Source organism: Bacillus sp. FSL K6-6038 (assembly GCF_038050455.1).
Classification (GTDB): domain Bacteria; phylum Bacillota; class Bacilli; order Bacillales; family Bacillaceae_G; genus Bacillus_A; species Bacillus_A pseudomycoides.
This window is the reverse complement of sequence record NZ_JBBOUH010000001.1, coordinates 4,511,665-4,533,113: the sequence shown is the minus strand read 5'-3', so window position 1 is coordinate 4,533,113 and position 21,449 is coordinate 4,511,665. Positions and strand designations below refer to the sequence as shown.

The following is a 21,449-nucleotide window of genomic DNA, read 5'->3' as shown; positions in this document are numbered from 1 at the left end:
AAGAAATACTGTTAAAATATTCTGAAAATTGTTATAATATCTCTGAGTTACTGCATTATGACATGCTCTATATGAGAAGCTTTTTATTCGAAAGGGGGAAATATATTGCATATAACGATTGGAAATTTACTTGAACTGACTACTGGAAATTATCCAAATAAAGAAGCGATTGTTGAACCGAAAAAAAATATTCGCTGGACGTATACAGAATGGAATGAACAGGTGAATAAGCTAGCTCATGCGCTCCAAAAAAGTGGTATACAAAAAGGTGATCGCGTCTCGACTTTTCTCTTTAATAGTAGTGAACTAGCAACTACATGTTTCGCTTGTGCAAAAATTGGCGCCATATTTAATCCGATTAATTTTAGATTAAAACCACAAGAACTCAGTTATATATTAGAAGATGCTTCTCCAAAAATCGTACTTTTTGAAAAGCAATTATCCTCCCAAATACAAAGTATTCATAAACAATTTCCTCATATCCAGTTCTGGTACATTGACCAAAATCATCCACCGTTTTCTATTTCATATGAAGAAAAACTATCAAATGCATTACCGGATTTTGAAACAGTAGAAGTAAAAGAAGATGATATTTGTTCCATTATGTATACAAGTGGAACAACCGGTTATCCGAAGGGAGTACTTCACCGTCACCGAGAAATTATCGATCAAAGCTTGATGGGAATCGCATATTTACATTATACCGAGAATAGTCGTGGTCTTGTAACAGCACCGATGTTTCATTGTGCTGAGCTGCACTGTTGCTTCGTTCCAAGGGTACATAGCGGCGGGGCGAATATTATTCTGCACCATTTCGATGCAAAGAATGTGCTCGAAACGATTGAAAAAGAGAAGGTTACTGTTATGTTCGCGGCACCTACAATGTGGAATATGATGTTGCAGGAAGACTTAATGCAGTATGATCTATCTTCTCTTAGGTACGGTTTATATGGAGCAGCTTCAATGGCACCGGCACTTGTAAAAGCTTGTGATGAAAAATTGAATGTTTCATTAGTACAAGCCTATGGTATGACGGAAATGGGACCGGCAGTTACTTTTTTACGAGAGAATGAGCAACTTACTAAAGTAGGTTCTGCAGGAAAAGCTGCCTATAATCATGAAATTCGTGTTGTCCGTCCAAATGAAGAAGGGCCATCTGAGCCGAATGATATATTACGACCGTATGAAATCGGAGAAATTATTATGCGAGGTTCCTGTTTGATGAAAGGGTATTACAACAATGAAGAGGCAACAGCAAAAGCATTATATAAAGGATGGTACCATTCAGGAGATTTGGGGTATGTAGATACAGATGGTTATGTATACGTTGCGGATCGCGTTGACGATATGGTTGTTAGTGGTGGAGAAAACATTTACCCACGTGAGGTCGAGGATTTTTTGTATACACATGAAAGTGTTTTAGATGTTGCGGTGCTTGGAGAGAAAGATGAGCTTTGGGGAGAAAGTGTTCTAGCATACATCGTTTCAAAAGATCAGTCTCTTACCGAAGAGATATTAGATGAGTATTGCAAAGTAAGTGATAAGCTTGCTGATTATAAACGTCCACGTCGCTATGTGTTTGTTGAACAACTGCCAAGAAATGCAAGCGGTAAAATTCAAAAGTTTATTTTGCGTAATGCAGAAACGGAAGCTAAGGGGAGGATATGATGAGGCATAAATATTTACAGGAGGAGCATCACATTTTCCGTGATGCTTTTCATAAATTTTTAGAAAAGGAAGCATATCCATACTATAACGAATGGGAAAAAGAAGGAATAATTCCTCGTGCTTTTTGGACAAGTATGGGGAGTAAAGGTTTTCTTTGTCCAATGGTAGGTGAGCGGTATGGTGGAGCAGGTGCTGATTTTGGATATTCGGTTGTCATTAACGAGGAACTTGAAAAGGTTGGATCAAGTTTAATCGGAATTGGTTTGCACAATGACATTGTCGTTCCATACTTCACGCAGTATGGAACAGAAGAACAAAAGAAACGTTGGTTACCAAAATGTGTAAGCGGTGAATGTATAACTGCAATTGCGATGACGGAGCCAGGAGCAGGTTCGGACTTGGCGAGTATTCGAACAACTGCAAGAAAAGAAGGTGATTATTATGTCGTGAATGGAGAAAAAACATTTATTACAAATGGTATTCATGCAGATTTAGTTATCGTTGTTTGTAAGACAGACACAAATATTAAACCGGCTCATAAAGGCATGAGTCTACTTGTTTTAGAAAGAGGAATGGAGGGATTTAAAAGAGGAAAAAAACTAAAAAAAATCGGCTTACATAGTCAAGATACAGCAGAACTTATTTTTGAAGATGTAAAAGTGCCTGCTTCGAATTTGCTAGGGGAAGAAGGAAAAGGTTTTTATTATCTCATGGAAAAGTTGCAGCAAGAACGTCTCATTGTTGCAATTGCAGCTAAAACAGCCGCGGAAGTGATGCTACATATAACGAAAAACTATGTCCAAGAGCGAAAAGCATTTGGGAAAAGTATAAGCGATTTTCAAACAGTACAGTTTCGATTAGCAGAGATGTATACGGAAATTGAAATTGGTAGAACATTTGTCGATGACTGTATTGCCAATCACATGAATGGTGAGAACATCGTAACGAAAGTATCGATGGCGAAGTGGTGGCTGACAGATCTTGCAAAAAAAGTGTCAGCAGAGTGCATACAACTGCACGGTGGATATGGATATATGGAAGAATACGAGATTGCGCGGCGTTATCGTGATATCCCAGTAAGCGCGATTTATGCTGGTGCGAATGAGATTATGAAAAATATAATTGCAAAGGGTATGGGCTTATGATGTTGAAAGGAATAACAGTTGTTGATTTTTCTCATTACTTACCAGGTCCGTATGCAGCACTTCGCCTTGCTGATTTAGGTGCAGAAGTGATAAAGGTAGAACCGCTTTATGGTGATTTAGCAAGAGGGTTGGAATCTGGTAATCAGGCATTTTTTTATGCGAATAATCGTAACAAGAAAAGTATTGCAATAAACGTAAAGCATCCAGAAGGAGTAGCGGTAGTGAAAAAACTTCTTCAAAAATCTGATGTTTTAATAGAAAGCTTTCGGCCTAACGTAATGAACCGTCTTGGTCTTGGATATGAAGAAGTTAAACGGATAAATAAAAGTATCATTTATACTTCATTAACTGGATATGGACAAAATAAAGAACATTCGGATCTTGCAAGCCACGATATAAATTTTATGGCAGTAAGCGGCGTATTAGCACAGTTGAAAGATCAAGAAGGAATTCCGATTCATCCCAAAATTACCCTTGGGGATGAGATAGGCGGAATGATGACTTCAGAAAAAATTATGGCAGCATTGTTTCAAAGAGAGCGAACTGGGGAAGGGAGTTATCTCGATATTTCCCTCACAGATAGCTTAATGATGTTAATGAACAATCATATCATGCTTGAAAAAATGTATAACAAACGTCATGGGCTAGATTTGCTTAGCGGTAAGATTGTATGTTATTCCCTCTACGAAACGAGCGATGAAAGGTTTGTTGCGCTCGGAGCAGTTGAACAGAAATTTTGGCATTCCTTTTGTGAAGCGGTAGGAAGAGTAGAATGGGGGGATAAGCAATATGAACTAACTCAAGATGGTCAAATCATTTATGAGCAAATGAAAGCACTCTTTGCTAGTAAGCCATTGGCGTATTGGACGAAATTTGCGATGGAAGTGGATTGTTGTTTGGCGCCTGTTTTGGAGACAAATGAATTATCGTCGTCACCATTTACAAGGCATCTAGTAAATGAGAAAGGATATGTATTTACACATACGAGTCATACATTTGCGAATCCACCGAAGCTTGGTGAGCATACCGAAGAAGTGTTGCAAAAGCTTGGATTATCGAAGTTAGAGATTGAGAGATTGGAACAATTAGATGTAATTGAGCGAGTTCGTGTATGAATAATTAGAGAGAAGATAGAGAATCAAGAGGAGATTTATTTCTCGTAAATATGCAAGACTATTTCGGAAAGTATTGATTCGTTGTTGAAATGTATGTTGTGGAAATGAAAAGAAAATAATTAAAGGAGGAAAATAATGATTCAAAATATCGCAGTAATTGGTGCAGGAATTATGGGAAGTGGAATTGTCCAAGCGTTAGCGATGGGCGATAAACATGTGAAAATGTATGATATATCAGAAGAAAGTTTACAAAAAGCTTATGGAACTATCACCAAAAGCTTGGGTCGTTTCGTGAACGCAGGACGTATGACAGAGGAAGAAAAAAATGGAATTCTAGCTCATATTACTTCTACAGTTATATTGGAAGAAGCTTGCCAAAATGTAGAGCTTGTTATTGAAGCAGTACCAGAAATATTACAGTTAAAGAAGGAGATTTTTCAAAAGCTAGATTTGTATACATCGCAATCTACTATTCTAGCCACGAATACGTCTGAATTAAGTGTAACTGCAATTGCAAGTGTAACAAGTCGTCCAGAAAAAGTAGTGGGGATGCATTGGTTTAATCCCGCTCCTGTTATGAAGCTCATTGAAATTGTACGAGGAGTGGTTACGGCAGAAAGTACGATACAAGCAGTAAGAACAGTTTCAGAAGGAATTGGGAAAGAAACGGTTGTTGTGAAAGATATGCAAGGATTTGTGACGTCGCGGGCAATTGCTATTCATATGTTAGAGTGCATGCGTATGTATGAAGAAGGAATTACAAGTAAAGAGGACATTGATAAGGCAATTAAGCTTGGTTTGAACTATCCAATGGGACCATTTGAATTAGCGGATTATGTAGGGCTAGATACGATGCTATTTGCGAGTACAGGACTAATGGAAGCATTTGGCGATAGGTTTAGAGCGCCGCAAACACTTGTGAAACTTGTAGAGGCAGGACATCTTGGAAGAAAGACTGGGAAAGGTTTTTATGATTACTCAAAAGGGAAAGTAGGCGAGAAAATATGAAGCGGGACGTTGTTATTGTTGAAGCTGTACGTACGCCAGTTGGTAAAAGAAATGGGGCATTTCGTTTACTTCACCCTATACAACTTGCGGCAGTTGCACTGAGTGAAGTAACAAAACGGGGGAATATAGAAAAAGGACTTATAGAAGATATAGTTATGGGGTGTGTAACGCCAATTAACGAACAAGGTTTTAATATTGGAAGACTTTCGGCACTTGAAGCAGATTTTCCTATAACGGTTCCAGCAGTAACGATTAATAGGCTCTGTGGTTCAGGGCAACAGGCTATTCACTTTGCTGCGCAAGAAATTAAATCAGGGGATATGGACATTACGATTGCAGCTGGTGTTGAACATATGACAAAAGTTCCTATTTTAAGTGATGGAAATGAGCAGACGATCCCGAGTAGTCTTCACGAAAAGTATCAAATTGTGCATCAAGGTGTATCTGCTGAGATGATTGCAGAAAAATATGGTATTACACGTGAACAGTTAGATGCTTACGCGCTAGAAAGTCATAGACGCGCACTTCAAGCTATTGAATCTGGACACTTTCAGCGAGAGATTGTACCACTGCGTGGTGTAGATAAAGAAGGCAATGAAATATTAGTTGAAAATGATGAAGGTCCGAGAAGGGATACTTCTTATGAAGCGTTATCAAATTTAAAAACAGTGTTTAAAGAAAATGGAGTGATTACAGCAGGGAATGCAAGTCAAATTAGTGATGGTGCTGCAGCAATCTTGCTGATGGATAGTGAAAAGGCTAAAGAGCTAGGTTGTAAAGCACGTGCTCGTATTGTTAATCAAGTGGTTGTTGGTTCTGACCCGACAACAATGCTTGATGGCGTTATCCCTGCAACAAAAAAAGTGCTACAAAAATCAAATTTAACAATTCATGATATGGATGTTGTAGAAATCAATGAAGCATTTGCATCGGTTGTTTTAGCATGGCAAAAGGAAATGGAAGCGGATTTACAAAAGGTGAATGTTAATGGTGGTGCGATTGCGCTAGGTCATCCACTTGGGGCAACTGGTGCGAAATTAATGACTTCTCTTCTTCATGAATTGGAGCGGAGGCAGGGAAGGTACGGCCTACTGACAATTTGCATTGGACATGGGATGTCGACAGCGATGATAATTGAAAGAATGTGAAAAAGTGTGCAGAAATTCATCTGCACACTTTAATCTCACTACTCATGAGTGGTAGCCCTCACCTCAAAGTTAAGCAAGCGGAGTATTATTGTCCGTAACAATCTAATTGGCCGGGAGTGAATAATCAATGTGGGAATGAAGCCCTCCACTGATCAAAGTTTCACTTTATGCTTTTTAATTTTCTGAGTTGTTTTAAGCAGCCGTTACTTCTAAAACGGTACCTGTTTTTGCATCTACTAAAAATTCAAATCGTTCTTGTATATCATTTAAAATTGTTGTAAGACCGCCGCGGTATACTTCGTACGCGACATCATATTTTTCAAACGTCTCTGGAACCATATGTACCCAAGAGCCAGTAATTTCGCCTTTATGACTTAATGCTTGTTTCACCATTTTTAATGCTTTCTCTGAAGAAATATGGGATTGTTCTTGAACTTTGTTTGCAACAAGATAACCAGCTGCAAAACCAACACCAACACCAGCTAGTAAACCTTTCCAGCGCATATATTCACCTCAATTCTATAAAGTAGTGTATTGATGATAATTATAATGCAATTTTAGCGAAAAAAGAAGAAACTAGAAACATTTCGAAAATTTCGTTACAATAAAAGAGGTATTCTACTAAGGTTTGAAAGAAGGGAACTTCGTGAATAAAGAGACATTAGAATTATTTCGCACGTTAACAGAATTACAAGGTACATCAGGATTTGAGCATGATGTGCGCCGTTTTATGAAAGAGGAGTTAAGTAAATATGCAGATGAAATCGTCCAAGACGGTTTAGGTAGCGTGTTCGGTCTGAAAAAAGGGGATGAAAATGGCCCACGCGTACTTGTAGCTGGTCATATGGATGAAGTTGGCTTTATGGTTACGCAAATTACGAAAAACGGGATGATTCGTTTTCAAACGCTAGGCGGCTGGTGGAGTCAAGTGCTATTAGCACAACGTGTACAAATTATGACGAAAAATGGCCCAGTTGTTGGGGTTGTTGGTTCGATTCCACCTCATTTATTAAGTGATGCACAACGTGCGAAACCAATGGATATAAAAAATATGTTAATTGATATAGGTGCAGATAGTTATGAACAAGCGCTTGAAATTGGTGTGAAACCAGGGCAACAAATTGTTCCGATTTGTCCGTTTACACCAATGGCAAACGAAAAGAAAATTATGGCGAAAGCTTGGGATAACCGCTACGGCTGTGGTCTTGCGATTGAATTGTTAAAAGAATTAAAAGATGAAACATTACCAAACACGTTATACTCTGGTGCGACTGTACAAGAAGAAGTCGGTCTTCGCGGCGCACAAACAGCAGCTAATATGATTCAGCCAGATATTTTCTATGCGCTTGATGCGAGTCCAGCAAATGATGCATCTGGGGATAAAACGCAGTTCGGTCAATTAGGAAAAGGAGCACTTCTTCGCATTTATGACCGTACAATGGTAACACATAGAGGAATGCGTGAATTTATTTTAGATACAGCAGAAACATATAACATTCCTTACCAGTACTTTATTTCACAAGGTGGTACAGATGCAGGTCGTGTACATACGAGTAACTCTGGTATTCCGTCAGCAGTAATTGGTGTTTGCGCTCGTTACATTCATACTCATGCTTCTATTTTACATGTTGATGATTATGCAGCAGCGAAAGAATTGATTACAAAACTTGTGAAAGAAACAGATAAAACAACATTAGAAACAATTAAAAACAATGCTTAAAAGAAAGGGCCGGATTCGGCCTTTTCTTTTCGTATATGAAAAGAAATAAAAACACTCTTTTTAGATGGGAGAGAGCGTCCGCTCATGCATAGAAGCGGTCAGTGCTCTTTTTAGCCCCATACCATGTGAAACCAAAAAGAGACAATGAGTGGAGGTCTTTTTTTTGTTTCATAGCCGTAATATATATGTTGGGAAATGGAAGAGGACATATGATGAAGAATTGATCAAAACACTCTTTTTTAGATGGGAGAGAGCGTCCGATCATGTATAGAAAAGTTCGGAATTTTTCCTATCCCATATAGAGTTAAAAACAAAGAAAGAACAAGAGTGTCAATTACCTTTTGTTCTTTGTAGCGATGACTTATATAGAGGTGAACAATATGAAAGTAGCAGTTGGCTCAAAAAATCAAACAAAAGTAGGAGCCGTACAAGAAGTATGGAAAGAGGTAAGTATTACTTCAGTTTCTGTTCCTTCAGGAGTTGCAGCACAGCCATTTTCTGATGAGGAAACGATGCAAGGCGCAATCAATAGAGCGAAGCGAGCATTAGAAGAAAAACAAGCTGACATCGGTATCGGACTAGAAGGCGGTGTAATGAAAACAGAGCACGGTTTGTTTATGTGCAATTGGGGTGCTTTGGCGACAAGCGCGGGGAAAGTATTTGTCGCAGGTGGGGCACGGATTATGCTTCCTGATGATTTTCTTTCTCCTCTTGAAGATGGAAAAGAGTTAAGTGAAGTAATGGAGGCATTTGTAAAACGAAAAGACATTCGTAGCCATGAAGGCGCAATCGGAATCTTTACAGATCATTATGTGGATCGTACACAATTATTTGTACATGTTGTAAAGCTGTTAATTGGGCAATATAAGTATAACGAAAAACAAGCATAAACCTTGCACCATACGTGATGTATGGTAGTATAAAAGAAGATTAGAGATGAAAAGATACACTTCGTTAGAGGAGGAAATATAGATGAAATCATTAGAAAGCATGGAACAATTTCAAGAATTAAAAAATGAAGAGAACGTCATTTTTATGTTCTCAGCAGAATGGTGCCCAGACTGCCGTTTTATTGACCCATTTATGCCAGAAGTAGAAGAAAAATATAGCGATTTCTCATTTTACTATGTAGATCGTGACGAATTTATTGACCTTTGCGTGAAATTAGACGTATTTGGCATTCCGAGCTTTGTAGCGTACAATAAAGGTGAAGAAACTGGACGCTATGTAAACAAAGATCGTAAAACACAAGAACAAATCGAAGCGTTTATTGAAGGGTTAAAATAAGGCGATCTCGCCAATTAAATTGTAAAAACAACCTCTACCTTCGCGGGGGAGGTTATTTTTTTGGAAGGGAGGCAAACGAAATGAGAATGACAAGCAAAAAGATGAAAGATGAGTTAATGACTAGATTAGCTCGTCCAGAGTGGGAATTTCATTATGATAGCGAGAAGGATACGCTCCGTATTGAACAAAAAGATACGAAAAAGGGAATTAATGTTTCACTTCCAGGAGTTGTAGCGAAATGGGAAGTGAAGAAGGAAGCAGCGATTGAAGATGTTGTGTATTACGTACAAGAGGCGCTACTTGCGATGCATAAAGAAGAAAGCGGCGCGGCAAAAATTTTACCGGTTATTCGATCCACTTCTTTTCCAAAGCAAGCTGAAGAAGGAAATCCTTTCGTAATGACAGATCATACAGCAGAAACGCGCATTTATTATGCATTAGATTCCAATAAAACATATCGATTATTTGATGAACGTTTGTTACAAAAACTAGGACTTACAGAGCAGCAAGTACGTGAAATGGCATTGTTTAATGTACGTTCCTTAAGTCATTCATTTAAACAAGATGAAGTGGCGGGGAATACATTTTATTTCTTAAACACAAATGATGGCTATGATGCGAGTCGTATTTTGAATGAATCATTATTACAATCGATGCGTGAAAAGATTTCAGGTGACATGGTTGTAGCTGTTCCGCACCAAGATGTATTAATTATTGCTGATATCGTGAACGAAATCGGTTATGATATTATTGCACAAATGACAATGAAGTTTTTTGCCGAAGGTCATGTTCCGATTACATCACTTTCATTCGTATATGAAGATGGGGATTTTGAGCCAATCTTTATTTTAGCGAAGAATCGGAAGAAGACAAATGGAAAAGAGAAAGGATGAACAAAGTGAACGTTTTTTACAACCTTGAAGGAATTGGCGACACATTAATCGTTGCCTTACAAGATATCACATTAGAAAACCGTACATTTGACCGCAAAGGAGATGTTGCACGCGTTTATGATCGTGAAAGCAACGTAACAGGAGGATTCAACATCTTTAATGCGTCTTCTTATGTAGAAGTAAAGGAAACAGGAAACATTACTTTAACAAAAGAGCTTGTTGAAAAAATCAATGACATTTTAGCAAAGAATGGCTTTGAAGAAAAAGTAGAAGCAGACCTCACGCCGAAATTCGTCGTTGGCTACGTAGCTGAAAAAGAAAAGCATCCAAATGCAGATAAACTAAACATTTGTAAAGTAGAAATCGGTACAGATACACTACAAATCGTATGTGGTGCACCAAACGTTGATGCAGGACAAAAAGTTGTTGTCGCAAAAATCGGTGCTGTAATGCCAAGTGGTATGTTAATTAAACCAGCTGAGCTTCGCGGCGTTCCATCTTCTGGAATGATTTGTTCTGCACGTGAATTAGAGCTTCCGGATGCTCCTCAGGAAAAAGGTATTCTTGTATTAGAAGACAGCTATGAGGTTGGACAAGAGTTCAAATTTTAATTGATATATAATTACAAATTGAAAACCCGACATAAAACCCAATCTTTAGGTGGGAGAGAGCATCCGGCCATGCATAGAAGTGGTCAGATCCTTTTCCTGCCCCATGCAAGTGAAAACAAAGGGAAAAAACAAGTAGCGATCATCTTTTGTTCTTCGTAGCAGCGAACGATATGCCGGAAAATTAAAATAGAATTATATAGAAAAAATAGTCTCATGATAAAATGAGGCTATTTTTTTATTTACATGTCTTTATATTGTAACGCTTTTCTCAAAATCTATATTGTATTTCAAAAACAAATTAGTTAAAATTTAGAAAAATATATAAATGCAAATTGAAAACCCGACATAAAACCTTTCTTTTAGGGTGGGAAAGAGCATCCAGCCATGCATAGAAGTGGGCAGCCCCTTTTCTTGTCCCATGTCAAGTGAAAACAAAAAGAGAGAACGAGTACAGGTCACCTTTGTTTTTTCATAGCAGCGACTTATATGTTGAAAAATTAAAATGGAGTTATATAGAAGGAGATAGGAACATATGAGACAATTTCCAAAAGTGAAAGAGCTTCTGGGGCTTATCGAAACTTCGAAGAAACATGATATTGAATTACAATCATTTGAAATATATTTATTGCATGAAAATGAATTGGAAAAGGGACAAATTGGATATCGATATGATAAAAACAAAAATTCACTCATGAGTGGGAAAAAGGGAGATTGGCAAGAGAGTTGGATTGTTATTGGATATGATACAGATATGGGTGATCCTATCTTTGTTGATATAGATAATCCACTCCATCCGATCTACACAGCTGAACAAGGATCGGAAATATGGGAACCAGTTTGTATAGCACGTAGTATAGATGAGATTATGAAACAGTTAAAAGAAATTTAGGGTGTTTTTATATAAATGCAAATTGAAAACCCGACATAAAACCTAATTTTTAGGTGGGAGAGAGCATCTGGCCATGCATAGAAGCGGTCAGTCCCTCTTTCAGCCCCATGCCAAGTGAAAACAAAAAGAGAGAACGAGTACAGGTCACCTTTTGTTTTTCATAGCAGCGACTTATACACTTGGAAACCAAAATGGATATATAAATAGAGTATGCGCAAAGTAGATGGGAGGAGGAAGCTATGAAATATATAAAAATGATGTGTGCAGTTGTATTACTTGGAATATATATGGGAGCGTGCTCGAAGGAACAAGAGAAGAAAATACCATCTACTGTGCAAGAAGAGAATAAAAAGGTTGTAGAACAAACGAAAGAAACGCCACCAGAGAAGCAAGCGGAAAAAGAGAAGAAAATAGAAGCTGAATTACCAGTGGAACAAAATGGAGAACAAGAGAAAAAAATTGAACAAGAACCATCCGTGGAGCAAGATGAAAAACAAGAGCTAAAGGTGGAGCAAGTACCACAGGCTGAGGAATCGGCCAAAACCCTTGAGGTAAAAGCAAATGCTGAGCAAAAACAAGCAAAATTTCTTGTTGTAATTGATCCAGGGCATCAAGAGAAAGCAAATTTAAATTTAGAACCAATTGGCCCGGGGGCAACTGAGCAAAAGTATAAAGTGACTGATGGAACGACAGGTGTTGTGACGAAAAAAAGAGAATCTGTTCTTGTATTAGAAGCTGCTGTCATATTGAAAGAGAAGCTCGAAGCAAAAGGTATGCAAGTACTTATGACAAGAACAACACATGATGTTGATATAAGTAATAAGGAGCGAGCGACATTTGCGAATGAGCATCAAGCAGATTTATTTTTACGCCTTCATGCGGATGGTTCAGAAAATCGAGCACAAAAAGGGTTTGCTGTGTTGACGCCAGCGGAAGGGAATACATATACAAAAGGAATCTATACAGAAAGTTTACAAGTTTCTCAAATAATCGTAAAGAAAATGAAAGAAAACAGCCAGGTAAAAGTAAATGGAATCAAGTTTCGAGATGATCTTTCTGGATTTAATTGGTCAAAAATTCCAGGTGTTTTACTTGAGCTTGGATTTATGTCGAATCCTGAAGAAGATCAGAAACTATCAGACACACAATATTTAGACTCTTTACTGCAAAGTGTAACCGAGAGTGTAGAAGAATATCGGAAGAGTAAAGCTTAAACGGCAGTCTTATATATGAGGCTGTTTTTTTATGTATAAATACAAGTGAAAACCTTTCTTTTTGGGTGGGAGAGGGGGGACCGGCCATGTATAGAAGCGGTCAGGTCCTTTTTGAGCCCCGTGCCGGGTTTAAAACAAAGGGAGAAGGAGAGAGTAGGCCCTCTTTTGTGTTCATAGCAGCGACTTGTATGTTGAGAATCTATTGTACTTACTGAAAATTTGAATATGGTAGACAAAATACAAGAGCGTAATTTTACCTGCACTTTTTGCCGAATGCTGATACAATAAAGGATGTTACTATTTAGTAGAAAGAGTGGTAAACATGTTAGATTGGATGAAAAAGCTGTTTAACAAAGAGGAACATCAGGAAGAAAAAGAAGCGATAAATAAAGCAGTACCGAAGAACACTGAAAGTAAGCCGAAAACTCCTCGTGTAAACCACTACACTGAAGCAAGAGAAGCACAAATGGCTAGTCGGAATTTAGGTGTGAAATGCCGATTTCCGTTAATACCTGATGATGGATTTGATGAGGAGAATGTGGAAGAATCAACACATTTTGAGCAGCAACCTCTGCCAAGGGTAACGAACATGGAGAGACGCAGGCCAAGATATGTAGAAGAACCAGTTCATACATTTGCCCCGCCACAAGCCCAACAAGAAATTGAGCCAGAGCCTATCTTGCCAAAAAAATCTGTGCCAGTACAAGAAAGCCATCGAAGACCATTTCGCCCGACAGAAATGATTTCGCCTATCTTTGGATATAAACGTCCTTCGAGAGAGAAACAAGAAGTTAAGACGGAAGAAAAAGGGCAGGAAGATCTTGAAATATCCTTTGAAGGAAAATCTGTCGTCGATGCTTGGTTGGAGAAAAAAGGATACTCTCTTTCGAATTTCTCAGACGAATCCTCTATTCCTTCTAAGAAGCAGGAGAAAAATCTGGAGCATACTGGACAACAAGAAAGCCCCAAAGAGGAAAAATCAGTTGTTGATCAGTGGCTAGAGAAAAACGGTTACGATTCTGAGCGTTCATTAACTTCGTTAGAGGGGCAAGAAAAGGTAGATGCCATTTCAGACTCTCTTCCATTTGCAACTGATAACTTTTTACATAAATCAGTTGGACAGGATAATAAGAAAGAAGAGCATACTGTTGAAATCGTACAGGTATTTGAGCAAGAACCAGATGTAGTGGCGTTATCACAATATGATAACGAAGCGAAGGAAGAAATCTTGCAAGATGAGTTGCTAGATTCTACTGTAGAGAATATGGATACAACGTCAACCGAAGAAAATGAATATAAGAAAGAAATAGAAGAAGAACAGCTAGTGGAGAAAACTATTTTAGAAGAAAATATTGTTGAAGAAGTGGAAGAAGCTGAAGAACCAACGCGGGAAGTTGAAGAAGTGGAAGAAGCTGAAGAACCAACGCGGGAAGTGGAAGAAGTGGAAGAAGCTGAAGAACCAACGCGGGAAGTTGGAGCGGTGGAAGAAGCTGAAGAACCAACGCGGGAAGTGGAAGAAGTGGAGGAACCCGAAGAAACGCTGGTAGCAGAAACATTTGAAGAAGCAAAAATTGCCGAAACAGCGAAAGAGTCTGCAGAAGAAACGGCTCAAGTAGTAGTTGAAAAAACGACAGAACAAGAGAATTTGGTTTCTAAAGCGGAAAACAATGTTTCAGAAACATCTTCAGCAGTAGACGAGCACACGAAGGAAGCAGTTCAAAACTTTGCAAATGTATTAATCGAAGAGGCAGAAGAAAAGCAAGAAGTTGCTGTGGAACAGCCTGTTAAGCAAAAAGAAGAACCGAAACGTGAGAAAAAGCGTCATGTGCCGTTTAATGTTGTGATGTTAAAACAAGATAGAAGAAAGTTAATAGAGAGACATGTGGCAGGAATGAAAACGCCGCAGACTCCTATAAAACAAGCTGAAGAACCAGTAAAGGTGCACGAGCAGCCTGTACAACAAGTGGAAGAAGCACCACAAGGAAAAGCGCAAACTGCACAGCAAATTATAGTGGAAACTCAAGTGGAAAAGAAACCAGTAGAACAAGTTATAGTGGAAACTCGAGAAGAAGAGAGACCAGCACAGCAAGTAGTGGTGGGAACTCAAGAAGAAGAGAAACCAGTAGAACGAGTGGCAGTGGAAAATCAAGTAACAGAGGAGCCAGTTCAACAAACGGAAATGAAGGCACCTGTTGCAAGTGCAGGAGTACAAGAGAAAGCATACGTTATAGCGCGAAGAGAGAATGATATGCGTAATGTACTGCAAACACCGCCTGAATATGCTATGCCACCATTAACACTATTGACGATTCCAAGTCAGTCGACATTAGATAATACGGAATGGTTAGAAGAACAGAAAGAATTATTAGATACGACGTTTAATAATTTTCATGTTGGGGCTCATGTTATCAATGTTTCACAAGGACCAGCTGTAACGCGCTTCGAAGTACAACCTGATCCGGGTGTGAAAGTAAATAAAATCACAAATTTAAGTGATGATATTAAGCTGAGTTTAGCTGCAAAAGATATTCGAATTGAAGCACCGATTCCAGGGAAAAGTGCCATCGGAATTGAGGTTCCGAATAAAGAAAGTAAGCCTGTATTCCTGCGAGAAATTTTGAGAAGTCCTGTGTTCACGAAAAGTGAATCACCGCTTACAGTTGCGCTTGGACTTGATATTTCTGGTGCTCCAATTGTAACGGATATAAGGAAGATGCCGCATGGACTGATCGCTGGTGCGACTGGTTCAGGGAAAAGTGTCTGTATTAACGCGATTTTAACAAGTATTTTATATAAAGCGAAACCACATGAAGTGAAGCTGATGTTGATTGATCCAAAAATGGTTGAGCTTGCACCATATAATTCTATTCCCCATCTTGTAGCACCTGTTATTACAGATGTGAAAGCAGCTACAGCAGCGTTAAAATGGGCTGTAGAAGAGATGGAACGCCGTTATGAATTGTTTGCGCATGTTGGTGCACGTGATTTAACTCGTTATAATACCATCGTAAGTAGCCGAGAAATCCCAGGTGAAGCATTGCCGTACATTGTTATTGTAATTGATGAGTTAGCCGATTTAATGATGGTTGCTCCTGGTGATGTAGAGGAAGCAATTTGCCGTATTGCACAAAAAGCACGTGCTTGTGGTATTCACTTATTAGTTGCAACGCAGCGTCCGTCTGTGGATGTTATTACAGGATTGATTAAATCAAACATTCCAACGCGTATTGCGTTTACAGTATCATCTCAAGTAGATTCACGTACAATCATTGATATTGGAGGAGCGGAGAAATTACTTGGTCGCGGTGATATGCTATTTTTAGGAAACGGTACGTCAAAACCAGTCCGTGTACAAGGGGTATACGTATCGGATGATGAAATTGAAAAAACAGTTGAACATGTGAAAAAGCAAATGAAGTCGAACTATTTATTTAAGCAAGAGGATTTATTGGCGAAAACAGAACAACATGAAGCCGAAGATGAACTGTTTTTTGATGCATGTCAATTTGTTGTAGAACAAGGGGGAGCGTCCACATCTTCTGTACAGAGAAAATTCCGCATCGGTTATAATCGTGCGGCACGTCTTATTGAAGAGATGGAAGCACAAGGAATTATATCTGAAGCACGGGGAACAAAACCGAGAGATGTCCTTATTTCAGAGGATGAATTTGCTGCTATGCAGGAAACGAATGTATAGGAAGCGGTTTTGCTGTATACTAAGAGAAAATGTTGGATAGTAAAGTAGGGAGTAAACGACATGAAAGAAATTGAATTAAAATTAAAAGGTGAAATCAATCGACTAACAAATAAAACATTTAAATTTGATGAACGAGTTGGGGAAGGTTGGTTCTCTGCCGTTTACTTTTTAAAAACTCGTGACATTATTCAAGAATTTCGCCCGAAAAGTGTTGTGACAATGCAATTTTTCCAAAAGGAACATGCGGTACTTTGCGGAACAGATGAAGTATTAGCATTGTTACAAACATTTGCTGAACATCCGGAAGAGCTTGAAATCCATTCTTTAAAAGATGGGGACAATATTAATCCATTTGAAACAGTTTTAACAATCTCTGGACCTTATGAATATTTCGGGTTTTTAGAAGGTGTAATCGATGGGATTTTAGCTCGTCGTACATCTGTTGCAACAAATGTATATAATGTTGTACAAGCTGCTCGCAGCGGTGAAAAAGAAAAACCGGTTATTTTCATGGGAGACCGTGATGATCATTATACACAGCAAGCTGGTGATGGATATGCGGCGTATATTGGTGGTATGAGTGCACAAGCAACGCATGCAATGAATGAATGGTGGGGCAAGAGTGGAATGGGGACAATGCCTCACGCATTGATTCAAATGTTTAATGGAGATGTTGTAGAAGCTGCAAAAGCGTACTATAAAAAGTTTCCAGAGGATGATTTAGTTGTACTGATTGACTACAATAATGATGTGATTACAGATGGTCTTCGTGTTGCACGTGAATTCGGCTCAGAATTAAAAGGTGTACGCATTGATACATCACGTACAATGATTGATCAGTATTTCATTCGTCATCCAGAAGTACTTGGCACATTTGACCCTCGTGGTGTAAATCCATCCCTTGTTTTCGCGCTCCGTAAAGCGCTTGATGAAGAAGGGTTCCAGCATGTAAATATTGTTGTAACTGGTGGATTTGATGAAAAACGTATTCATGAATTTGAAGCGCAAAATGTTCCTGTAGATCTATACGGAGTGGGCAGCAGTTTATTAAAAATGAACATTGGTTTTACAGGTGATAATGTAGAATTAAATGGAAAACCAGAAGCGAAAGCTGGACGTAAATATCGTCCAAACCCACGTTTAGAGCGCGTTCAATTAGAAAAAAGAGAAGATATGTAAGAAGAGGAAAAACTGATAGGGAATTGACCCTATCAGTTTTTCTGTTATCATAGTATAACGGATTGTTTTTTGCTATAATAAGTTTGTTATGGACATATAAGAGGTACGTACGTGTTTATCCCGATTGGTGAGAGCTAATGAAAGTTCCGCTGTATCGAGAATGTATGATGATTACCAAAATAAGAAAAGATTCATATACTGTCTTATAGATAGGCCGTTGTATTAGTTCGAAATGTTGGAGGTTCTTTAAGATGACAGTTTACCATTTTGTAGGAATTAAAGGAACAGGAATGAGTTCATTAGCACAAATTCTTCATGACATGAAGCATACTGTTCAAGGTTCTGATTTTGAAAAACGTTTCTTTACACAAGTAGCTTTGGAAAAGCGTGGTATCTCCATCCTTCCTTTTGATAAAAATAATGTAAAAGAAGGACAAGTGATTATCGCAGGAAATGCGTTCCCTGATACGCATGAAGAGATTGTAGCAGCGAAAGAGTTAAATATCCCAGTACACCGTTACCATCATTTTTTAGGGAATCTTATGAGTAAGTATACAAGTGTTGCTGTAACAGGTGCACATGGAAAAACATCAACAACCGGCTTGTTAGCCCATGTAATGCAAGGTGCACACCCAACGTCTTACCTTATTGGAGATGGAACAGGGCATGGGGTAGAAAATAGTAAGTATTTTGTGTTTGAGGCATGTGAGTACCGTCGTCATTTCTTGTCTTACTATCCAGACTATGCAATTATGACAAATATTGATTTTGACCATCCGGATTACTTTACAGACATTAATGATGTATTTAGTGCATTCCAAGAGATGGCACTTCAAGTGAAAAAAGGAATTATTGCATGTGGTGATGATGAAGAACTGCAAAAAATTCAAGCGAAAGTACCTGTTATTTTCTATGGATTTGGTGAAGATAATGATTTCCAAGCACGTAACATCCAAAAGAGAACAGATGGTACTGTATTTGATGTGTTCGTTCGTAATACGTATTATGAAACATTCAAAATTACAGGTTACGGCAATCACAGCGTATTAAATGCATTAGCAGTTATCGCGCTTTGTCACTATGAAAATGTTGATGTAGAAGCAGTAAAACATCAATTAACAACGTTTGGAGGCGTAAAACGTCGCTTTAATGAAAAACCGATGGGAGAACAGGTCATCATCGATGATTATGCACACCATCCGACAGAAATTAACGCAACGATTGAAGCTGCTCGTCAAAAGCATCCAGAGCGTGAAATTGTCGCTGTATTCCAGCCACACACATTCTCACGTACTGAAAAGTTCTTAGATGAGTTCGCGGAAAGCCTAAGCAAGGCTGATCAAGTATACCTATGTGATATTTTCGGATCAGCACGTGAAAACAAAGGTGACTTAACAATTCAAGATCTGCAAAAGCGTATTGATGGTGCAGAATTGATTACCGATACAACAACGAATGTATTAAAGAAACATAAAAACGGCGTTCTTATTTTCATGGGCGCAGGTGATATTCAAAAATTCGAAGCGGCTTACGTGAAAGAAGTGCAAGTTGCGGAGAAGTAATAAAGCGAAGACGTGCAGCGGTGGCTGCACGTCTTTTTTATGTCAATTGTTGTAGAATGGTCGCTATATGGTGTACTAGGTAGAAAATTTATTAAAGTTGGTAGTCCAAGACAAACAACGACATATACAATGACTGTTGGAGCGCTTGCTTTCATCATTGTGTCCTTTATGCAACAGAGTGTAGTAGCGATTTCAGAAATTCCTCTATTAGCATGGTTATCTATTTTATTTATGGCAATTGGAATGAGCGTGCTTGGTTATCTTTGGTGGAATAAAGGAATCGCGCAAATTGGGGCAGCAAAAACCTCTTTGTTCTTTAACTTAGTTCCCGTTGTTACAATGTTTGTTTCTTTTGTAGAAGGAGTGAGTATCACAATCTCGCAATGTTTAGGGATGATTTTAGTCATTACAGGTGTTCTATATTCCTCCGGTTTTCTTGCTATAAAATCCCAAAAAGAAAGTGTGAATATATAACCCTTAACATTTTATAATTAGAAATGTTAGAATAATAAGAAAAGTATTAGAGGGGATAGAGCAATGTTTACACTTCGAGTCGATGATGAAATCAAACTTCAATTGTTAGAAAAACATCATAAAGAAGAATTGTATCAATTAGTAGATCAAAACAGGGAGCATTTAAGAAAATGGCTTCCATGGGTAGATGGGACAAAATCTGCTGATGCATATGACGAAATTCTTCCGATGTGGCTAAAGAAATATGCGGATGGAAACGGTTTTGAAACAGGTATACGTTATAAAGGAAAGCTCGTTGGAATGGTCGGTATTCACGAGGTGAACTGGGCTAAGAAAGCAACAAGTCTTGGATACTACCTTGCAGAAGAAGCAGGTGGAAAAGGAATTATGACAAGGAGTGTAAAAGCGGTGCTTCGCTATGCGTTTGAAGAACTAAAATTGAATAAGATAGAAATCCGTTGTGGGGTAGAGAATCAGAAAAGCCGTGCGATTCCGGAGCGACTTGGCTTTAAGTTAGATGGAGTTATGCGTGATGAAGAGTGGCTTTATGACCATTTTCATGATCTTACTGTGTATAGTTTACTAGCTTCAGAATGGAAGGAGATTCGATGAGCGATACGATTTGCATTCAGTCATATGAAAGTAAGTACCAATCTGAAGTAGTCGATTTAATTATTCACATTCAGCAAAAAGAATATAACGTACCAATTACAAAGGAAGAACAGCCAGATTTACAAGAAATTGAGCAGTTTTACCAAAGAGATAACGGAAGTTTCTGGGTAGCAATACATGATGGGAAAGTAGTTGGAACTGTAGCCTTATTAGATATTGGGAATCAACAAGTGGCCTTGAGGAAAATGTTTGTGAAAAAAGAATTTCGGGGCAAGGTGTGGAATACCGCGAGCATGTTACTCCAAACAGCTATCTCTTGGGCAAAAGAAAGAGAATTAGAAGGAATTTATTTAGGAACAACAGTACAGTTTTTAGCGGCACATCGCTTTTATGAGAAAAATGGATTTCAGAGTATTAGGATGGAAGAGTTACCAGGGAGTTTTCCGGTGCTGCAGGTAGATAAGAAATTTTATAGGTATGGTTTGTGAAGAATAGAGATCATTCAAATCGAGAGTGATCTCTATTTTTTTGTTAATGAAAATGGAAATTATGGTATAATTTAGGTGAGAGGTGATGGTATGAAATTTCCTATCCAAAGAAGCACACCAAGTATGATTTTTGTAAGTGCAATGTTGATCCTTATGGTTGTTTGGCCAAGCGGAATGCTGATTATAGACAATGGAAACTGGGGATCAGTACTGATTGGGATGGCAATTTGCCTCATTGTAAATGTCCCTCTTGTTTGGGATGTATTTATTAAGAAACATACAGTCGAAAATGGTGTATTGAAATATGGCATATTGAACGAAGACGTTACACTATCTGATATAAGAATGGTGCGTCAAGTTGGAAAATCACTCGAAATTACAACGAACCGATACAAAGTCCATATGATTGCTATGCCAACAGATAAAGAAAAGTTGTTGTCACTCATTCAAGAAGCGAACCCACATGTGAAAATAGATCTAAAAGCATAATGGAGGACGAGGAATGAAACATTTTCGGCTGTTATTTTGTTTTGAATTATTGATGGTACTGGTCGTTTGCGTTAGAGGGTATGTTCGTTGGGAGTGGCCGTTGTATTTGTCGATAGGTGTAGGCATTTTAGCAGTTGTACTTTTGTTTTATTACCATTCTCGTCAAATCAGAAACAAAGGACAGGAAGTGGAGAAATAATATTGACCGTCCGACAAAACGAGACGTACCAAAAGAGCTCTCCCATCAAAA

21 protein-coding genes are annotated in these 21,449 nt (G+C 38.4%); 20 read left to right on the top strand and 1 reads right to left on the bottom strand.

Going from position 1 to position 21,449, the window contains the following annotated elements:
- Positions 1–105 precede the first annotated feature (105 nt).
- The 5 genes from NSQ40_RS23825 to NSQ40_RS23805 all read left to right on the top strand — a co-directional run bounded on the left by NSQ40_RS23825 (position 106) and on the right by NSQ40_RS23805 (position 6,084).
- On the top strand, positions 106–1,668 hold the full coding sequence (locus NSQ40_RS23825) for a fatty acid--CoA ligase (protein ID WP_098100807.1): 1,563 nt from the start codon (positions 106–108) through the stop codon (positions 1,666–1,668).
- Entirely contained in the window at positions 1,668–2,813 is a 1,146-nt protein-coding gene (locus tag NSQ40_RS23820; RefSeq protein WP_098100806.1) for an acyl-CoA dehydrogenase family protein, read from the top strand. Before NSQ40_RS23825 ends, NSQ40_RS23820 begins: the two co-directional genes overlap by 1 nt.
- Complete coding sequence (locus NSQ40_RS23815) at positions 2,813–3,928, top strand: CaiB/BaiF CoA transferase family protein (protein WP_097786685.1); 1,116 nt, start codon at positions 2,813–2,815, stop codon at positions 3,926–3,928. Before NSQ40_RS23820 ends, NSQ40_RS23815 begins: the two co-directional genes overlap by 1 nt.
- Positions 3,929–4,063: 135 nt before the next feature.
- A complete protein-coding gene (locus NSQ40_RS23810; RefSeq protein ID WP_097786682.1) occupies positions 4,064–4,936 on the top strand; it encodes a 3-hydroxyacyl-CoA dehydrogenase family protein in 873 nt (290 codons plus the stop codon).
- On the top strand, positions 4,933–6,084 hold the full coding sequence (locus NSQ40_RS23805; protein WP_018764532.1) for a thiolase family protein: 1,152 nt from the start codon (positions 4,933–4,935) through the stop codon (positions 6,082–6,084). The genes NSQ40_RS23810 and NSQ40_RS23805 overlap by 4 nt, the downstream gene beginning before the upstream one ends.
- A gap of 192 nt (positions 6,085–6,276) precedes the next feature.
- Here NSQ40_RS23805 and NSQ40_RS23800 read toward each other — a convergent pair whose 3' ends face one another.
- Complete coding sequence (locus NSQ40_RS23800) at positions 6,277–6,588, bottom strand: PepSY domain-containing protein (protein ID WP_003201250.1); 312 nt, start codon at positions 6,586–6,588, stop codon at positions 6,277–6,279.
- Positions 6,589–6,730: 142 nt separating this feature from the next.
- Between NSQ40_RS23800 and NSQ40_RS23795 the strand changes: the two genes are divergently transcribed.
- From NSQ40_RS23795 to NSQ40_RS23725, 15 genes are all read left to right on the top strand, one after another.
- On the top strand, positions 6,731–7,804 hold the full coding sequence (locus NSQ40_RS23795; RefSeq protein ID WP_258248309.1) for a M42 family metallopeptidase: 1,074 nt from the start codon (positions 6,731–6,733) through the stop codon (positions 7,802–7,804).
- A 380-nt stretch (positions 7,805–8,184) separates the two neighbouring features.
- Complete coding sequence (locus tag NSQ40_RS23790) at positions 8,185–8,694, top strand: DUF84 family protein (RefSeq protein WP_098158881.1); 510 nt, start codon at positions 8,185–8,187, stop codon at positions 8,692–8,694.
- An 82-nt stretch (positions 8,695–8,776) separates the two neighbouring features.
- On the top strand, positions 8,777–9,091 hold the full coding sequence (locus NSQ40_RS23785; RefSeq protein ID WP_003201257.1) for a thioredoxin family protein: 315 nt from the start codon (positions 8,777–8,779) through the stop codon (positions 9,089–9,091).
- Positions 9,092–9,171: 80 nt separating this feature from the next.
- Positions 9,172–9,984, top strand: a complete 813-nt coding sequence (locus NSQ40_RS23780; RefSeq protein WP_018764528.1) for a DUF1444 domain-containing protein — start codon at positions 9,172–9,174, stop codon at positions 9,982–9,984.
- Positions 9,981–10,595, top strand: a complete 615-nt coding sequence (gene ytpR / locus NSQ40_RS23775) for a YtpR family tRNA-binding protein (protein WP_018764527.1) — start codon at positions 9,981–9,983, stop codon at positions 10,593–10,595. The genes NSQ40_RS23780 and ytpR overlap by 4 nt, the downstream gene beginning before the upstream one ends.
- Positions 10,596–11,127: 532 nt before the next feature.
- On the top strand, positions 11,128–11,484 hold the full coding sequence (locus NSQ40_RS23770; protein ID WP_003201263.1) for a hypothetical protein: 357 nt from the start codon (positions 11,128–11,130) through the stop codon (positions 11,482–11,484).
- Positions 11,485–11,723: 239 nt separating this feature from the next.
- Complete coding sequence (locus NSQ40_RS23765; protein ID WP_098158882.1) at positions 11,724–12,698, top strand: N-acetylmuramoyl-L-alanine amidase; 975 nt, start codon at positions 11,724–11,726, stop codon at positions 12,696–12,698.
- Positions 12,699–13,020: 322 nt separating this feature from the next.
- Positions 13,021–16,395 carry a DNA translocase FtsK gene (locus tag NSQ40_RS23760; RefSeq protein ID WP_341286155.1) on the top strand — a complete coding sequence of 1,125 codons (3,375 nt, stop codon included), beginning with the start codon at positions 13,021–13,023 and terminating at the stop codon, positions 16,393–16,395.
- Positions 16,396–16,455: 60 nt separating this feature from the next.
- Positions 16,456–17,574, top strand: coding sequence for a nicotinate phosphoribosyltransferase (locus NSQ40_RS23755; RefSeq protein ID WP_016116674.1), 1,119 nt, complete (start codon positions 16,456–16,458; stop codon positions 17,572–17,574).
- A gap of 251 nt (positions 17,575–17,825) precedes the next feature.
- The gene (gene murC, locus NSQ40_RS23750) at positions 17,826–19,136 is read left to right on the top strand and encodes a UDP-N-acetylmuramate--L-alanine ligase (RefSeq protein ID WP_003201097.1); all 1,311 of its coding nucleotides are present in this window, start codon (positions 17,826–17,828) and stop codon (positions 19,134–19,136) included.
- 39 nt (positions 19,137–19,175) lie between these two features.
- Positions 19,176–19,610: a DMT family transporter gene (locus NSQ40_RS23745; RefSeq protein WP_097786655.1), complete on the top strand. Its 435-nt coding sequence runs from the start codon at positions 19,176–19,178 to the stop codon at positions 19,608–19,610.
- Positions 19,611–19,673: 63 nt separating this feature from the next.
- The gene (locus NSQ40_RS23740; RefSeq protein ID WP_097786654.1) at positions 19,674–20,222 is read left to right on the top strand and encodes a GNAT family N-acetyltransferase; all 549 of its coding nucleotides are present in this window, start codon (positions 19,674–19,676) and stop codon (positions 20,220–20,222) included.
- Positions 20,219–20,710, top strand: coding sequence for a GNAT family N-acetyltransferase (locus NSQ40_RS23735; protein ID WP_097786653.1), 492 nt, complete (start codon positions 20,219–20,221; stop codon positions 20,708–20,710). The genes NSQ40_RS23740 and NSQ40_RS23735 overlap by 4 nt, the downstream gene beginning before the upstream one ends.
- A gap of 90 nt (positions 20,711–20,800) precedes the next feature.
- Entirely contained in the window at positions 20,801–21,199 is a 399-nt protein-coding gene (locus NSQ40_RS23730; protein WP_033796451.1) for a PH domain-containing protein, read from the top strand.
- Positions 21,200–21,212: 13 nt separating this feature from the next.
- Positions 21,213–21,398 carry a hypothetical protein gene (locus NSQ40_RS23725; protein WP_018764520.1) on the top strand — a complete coding sequence of 62 codons (186 nt, stop codon included), beginning with the start codon at positions 21,213–21,215 and terminating at the stop codon, positions 21,396–21,398.
- Positions 21,399–21,449: the final 51 nt, after the last annotated feature.

Bases quoted from the DNA above. Each gene is read 5' to 3' on its own strand.
- NSQ40_RS23820 (WP_098100806.1), top strand. From the start codon at position 1,668: ATGAGGCATAAATATTTACAGGAGGAGCATCACATTTTCCGTGATGCT.
- NSQ40_RS23815 (WP_097786685.1), top strand. From the start codon at position 2,813: ATGTTGAAAGGAATAACAGTTGTTGATTTTTCTCATTACTTACCAGGT.
- NSQ40_RS23810 (WP_097786682.1), top strand. From the start codon at position 4,064: ATGATTCAAAATATCGCAGTAATTGGTGCAGGAATTATGGGAAGTGGA.
- NSQ40_RS23805 (WP_018764532.1), top strand. From the start codon at position 4,933: ATGAAGCGGGACGTTGTTATTGTTGAAGCTGTACGTACGCCAGTTGGT.
- NSQ40_RS23800 (WP_003201250.1), bottom strand. From the start codon at position 6,588: ATGCGCTGGAAAGGTTTACTAGCTGGTGTTGGTGTTGGTTTTGCAGCT.
- NSQ40_RS23790 (WP_098158881.1), top strand. From the start codon at position 8,185: ATGAAAGTAGCAGTTGGCTCAAAAAATCAAACAAAAGTAGGAGCCGTA.
- NSQ40_RS23785 (WP_003201257.1), top strand. From the start codon at position 8,777: ATGAAATCATTAGAAAGCATGGAACAATTTCAAGAATTAAAAAATGAA.
- NSQ40_RS23780 (WP_018764528.1), top strand. From the start codon at position 9,172: ATGAGAATGACAAGCAAAAAGATGAAAGATGAGTTAATGACTAGATTA.
- ytpR (WP_018764527.1), top strand. From the start codon at position 9,981: ATGAACAAAGTGAACGTTTTTTACAACCTTGAAGGAATTGGCGACACA.
- NSQ40_RS23770 (WP_003201263.1), top strand. From the start codon at position 11,128: ATGAGACAATTTCCAAAAGTGAAAGAGCTTCTGGGGCTTATCGAAACT.
- NSQ40_RS23765 (WP_098158882.1), top strand. From the start codon at position 11,724: ATGAAATATATAAAAATGATGTGTGCAGTTGTATTACTTGGAATATAT.
- NSQ40_RS23760 (WP_341286155.1), top strand. From the start codon at position 13,021: ATGTTAGATTGGATGAAAAAGCTGTTTAACAAAGAGGAACATCAGGAA.
- NSQ40_RS23755 (WP_016116674.1), top strand. From the start codon at position 16,456: ATGAAAGAAATTGAATTAAAATTAAAAGGTGAAATCAATCGACTAACA.
- murC (WP_003201097.1), top strand. From the start codon at position 17,826: ATGACAGTTTACCATTTTGTAGGAATTAAAGGAACAGGAATGAGTTCA.
- NSQ40_RS23745 (WP_097786655.1), top strand. From the start codon at position 19,176: ATGTCAATTGTTGTAGAATGGTCGCTATATGGTGTACTAGGTAGAAAA.
- NSQ40_RS23740 (WP_097786654.1), top strand. From the start codon at position 19,674: ATGTTTACACTTCGAGTCGATGATGAAATCAAACTTCAATTGTTAGAA.
- NSQ40_RS23735 (WP_097786653.1), top strand. From the start codon at position 20,219: ATGAGCGATACGATTTGCATTCAGTCATATGAAAGTAAGTACCAATCT.
- NSQ40_RS23730 (WP_033796451.1), top strand. From the start codon at position 20,801: ATGAAATTTCCTATCCAAAGAAGCACACCAAGTATGATTTTTGTAAGT.
- NSQ40_RS23725 (WP_018764520.1), top strand. From the start codon at position 21,213: ATGAAACATTTTCGGCTGTTATTTTGTTTTGAATTATTGATGGTACTG.